4 protein-coding genes are annotated in these 3,696 nt (G+C 36.2%); all 4 read right to left on the reverse strand.

All coding sequences use genetic code 11. The annotated features are described in order from the left end of the window. Positions 1-1,593: ATP synthase subunit A (locus ACJMLH_RS00655; protein WP_405274029.1), on the reverse strand; the 1,593-nt coding region annotated here is incomplete at its 3' end. Next, positions 1,590-1,907 (reverse strand): V-type ATP synthase subunit F, encoded by a 318-nt coding sequence (locus ACJMLH_RS00660; RefSeq protein ID WP_405274030.1) that lies wholly within the window; start codon positions 1,905-1,907, stop codon positions 1,590-1,592. The genes ACJMLH_RS00660 and ACJMLH_RS00655, both read right to left, overlap by 4 nt. Beyond that, positions 1,904-3,058, reverse strand: coding sequence for a V-type ATP synthase subunit C (locus ACJMLH_RS00665; protein WP_405274031.1), 1,155 nt, complete (start codon positions 3,056-3,058; stop codon positions 1,904-1,906). Before ACJMLH_RS00665 ends, ACJMLH_RS00660 begins: the two co-directional genes overlap by 4 nt. A gap of 16 nt (positions 3,059-3,074) precedes the next feature. Next, a complete protein-coding gene (locus ACJMLH_RS00670) occupies positions 3,075-3,686 on the reverse strand; it encodes a V-type ATP synthase subunit E (RefSeq protein WP_405274032.1) in 612 nt (203 codons plus the stop codon). Between the last annotated feature and the right edge of the window lie 10 nt (positions 3,687-3,696).

Below are 3,696 nucleotides of genomic sequence, written 5' to 3' on the forward strand. Positions count from 1 at the left end.
TGCAAGAGATTCTTTGTAGAATAATAAAATGGTTTTTAACATTTTGTACTGTTTATCAGGAGCACAGTATGTATCTACATCATCAAATGCATTTTGTTGCAAGAAGTCTTCTCTTAACATACGGGTAGTTTCTAAAGTAGCTTGGTCAGTTTCAGGTAATGCGTCAGGACCAACTAATTGTACAATTTCTTGTAACTCTGATTCTTTTTGTAATAAACTCATAGCTTGGTCACGAGTTGCTCTCCAGTCTGTTGCTACGTTTTCAGCCCACCAGCCTTCAATACTGTCTACGTATAATGAATAACTTTGTAACCAGTCGATTGAAGGGAAGTGACGTTTATCCGCAAGGGATGCATCTAACGCCCAGAACACTTTACAAATACGTAATGTGTTTTGTGTAACAGGTTCTGACAAGTCCCCACCAGGAGGAGATACAGCACCAACTACAGAAATAGATGCGATGTGTGGTTCTGAACCAATAGTTTCTACTCTTCCTGCTCTTTCGTAGAATTGAGCTAATCTGGATGCTAAGTATGCAGGGTAACCTTCTTCCCCAGGCATTTCTTCTAATCTTCCGGAAATCTCCCTCATAGCTTCTGCCCATCTTGAGGTTGAGTCTGCCATAAGTGCTACATCGTAACCTTGGTCACGGTAGTATTCAGCAATAGTAATTCCGGTGTATACACATGCTTCACGAGCTGCTACCGGCATGTTGGAAGTGTTTGCAATAAGAACAGTTCTGTCCATCAATGGGTTTCCGGTTTTTGGGTCGTCAAGGAATGGGAATTCAGTAAGTACTTCTGTCATTTCGTTACCACGTTCTCCACATCCGATATATACAACGATGTCTGCATCTGCCCATTTAGCCAATTGTTGTTGTGTAACAGTTTTACCTGATCCGAATGGTCCAGGAATAGCTGCTGCCCCACCTTTAGCTACAGAGAAGAAAGTGTCTTGTGCTCTTTGACCAGTTACTAAAGGTACATCAGGGTCTAATTTTCTTACATATGGACGGCTTCTTTTTACAGGCCATTTTTGGAGCATTTGTATTTTTTGTCCGCCAACTTCAGCGATGTCTTCTAAAACTGTGTATTCGCCTTCAGCTGCAATTTCAGTTACTTCACCTTCAACGGAAGGAGGAACCATAATTTTGTGTAAAACAGCTGTGGTTTCCTGTACTTCACCAAGTACGTCTCCAGCTTGTAAAACATCTCCAACTTTTGCTACAGGTTTGAAAGCCCATTTTTTCTCTTTGTTGATGGAATCTACATCAATACCTCTTGCAATGAAGTCACCAGATTCTTCTCTGATGATTCTTAAAGGTCTTTGAATACCATCGTAAATGGAACTCATAATACCTGGACCAAGTTCTACAGACAATGCTCCACCAGTACATTCAACTACTTCACCCGGTTGGATACCGGCTGTTTCTTCATATACTTGGATAGTTGCGGTGTCACCTTCAAGCTCAATGATTTCTCCAATAAGCTTTTCATCACCTACCCTAACCATCTCAAGCATCTGAGCCCCTCTCATACCATCTGCGACAATAACAGGCCCAGCAATCTTAATAATATTTCCTTCAATAATCATTTAACCATCTCTACCCCGATAACTCGTTTAATAAGGTCATTTATTTGATCAGATGATCCTTCAGAGGACCCATCTTTATCTGGTATTTCAATTATCATAGGTAAAACATCAGAACCGATAGTTCTGTTTATGTGTTCTCTAATTTCATTTGCCATCAATTGTGTGATAATAATAATTGAAATTTCGTCTTCTAAAAATTTATCAAAAGCTGCAATTGCTTCTTCAGGAGTATTAACTACTTCTGCTTTTTTGACACCACCTAATCTAAATCCTGAAACGGTGTCAATATCACCAATAATTGCTACTGAACTCATATTAACATCTCCATGATTTTAGAATTAGGGAAGTCTGCTTCTCTTTTAGCCCTTGCAATAATTTTTAAATTTTTAATTTCGTTTTCTTTTTGACTTAAATAACCAATAATTGGACCAATACCTAATGGTTTTTTAGATGCTAAAGATTTTGAATATTCAGAAGTGTAAGTATCTAATGCTTTTTCGAATACGGCAACTGAACCGGTTTCATTGTAAACCGGCATTGCATCAGTCAATGCATCAGCATATTTTGTTCCTTCCAATCCGGATATTACATTAGTAACATCAGGAGATTCCATTAAATCTTTAAGTTTCCATTCACGTAATTGGTATCCTTCTTCTAATATATAAGGAGAGATTGCATCATAATCAAGGCCATCTTCTTTTGCCCTTATAATTAGTTTAAGATTAGCTACATCAACTTGAGTTCCAACATAAGAATATAATATTTGTTTATTTTCATCAGATGGAACATCTGTAGAACGTAATAATTTGCCCAAATAATATTTATCTAAAGCAGATTCTAATGGAAGAATCATTCTAGTTTCTTCATATTTTGGAAGAGCATCTTCTAAAGCTGCAGCATATTCAGTGCCATCTAAACTTGTGACAATGTCAGTTACATTATCAGCATCGGCTAAAGATTCTAAATCACTGTATAATGATCCGCTAGGAATTAACAAATCTTTTGTTTCGTCAGCAGAAAGGCCAACTTCTTTAGCGGTTAAAAGACTTTTAATATTGTCTATGTCTGCTTTTTTAGACATTACAACAAATGGGTCTTTAATATCTTCAGGAGCTAATCTTGCAATAAAGTCATAAGTATTTGCACGTTCAACATCCAATGCTTTATCAAGAGGATACTCGTCTAAAACATCAGCATATTCAGGAATGCCTCTGAGATAATTTTCAACTTCTTCAATATTGTTGGTTTCAACAATTTCAGAAATTTGTTTCTCATCAAATAATCTTCCTTTTCTAGCTCTTACTCTTGAACTTGGGTTAAGATAAGGATAAATGTCCAAAATTGGTCTAGATGTAATGATTACAACTACTGCACCTACAACAAGTATTGCTAGGATACAGAATACAAGAAATGTTTCTTGTGAAAGTCCTACAGCACTCATTAAGGTAGCAATTTCATCTGCCATATATTTATCCTCCTAATTATTTAAATAAAACTTCAGCAACTTCACTACGTAAGATACTTTTATATCTTTCTAATCTAGCTTCAATAGTATTGTTAACTTCTATATCTCCATTACTAGTTTTTAAGATAGCCCCACCAATGGTTTTGATAGGTTCGCCTAATGTGAATTTAATGCCATCTATCTCAAAACTGTCGCTTGAAGATAAATCTTGTTTGAACTGATTTGTATCGGCTTCGTTTAAATGGATAATTAAATCATTAGTACCAATTTCATTAGCAGCTTCTTGAATCATTTTTGCTAAAGAATCTTTATATTCTTCATCACCATCAGCTGCTTTTGCTTTTAATTCTCCAGTTGCTTGATTGAAAGCCGCTTCGATTACTTCTTCTTTAGCGCCTAATTTTGCTCTACGAGCATTCATCTTAGCTTCAGAGATAATTTGCTGATATCTCATATCAGATTGTTTTTTACCATTTTCTAAAATTTTAAGTTTTTCTGCTTCTGCAGTTTTTTCAGCTTTTGCGGTAATTTCTGAAACATTTGCGTTTGCATCTTGAATGATTACATCAGCTTTCTCTTGGGCTTCAGACATAATGCTTGAAACAATTTTATCTGTGCCTGAGCTCATATAAATTGCC

Origin of the sequence: Methanobrevibacter sp. (assembly GCF_045116495.1) — an archaeon.
Taxonomy (GTDB): Archaea; Methanobacteriota; Methanobacteria; order Methanobacteriales; family Methanobacteriaceae; genus Methanocatella.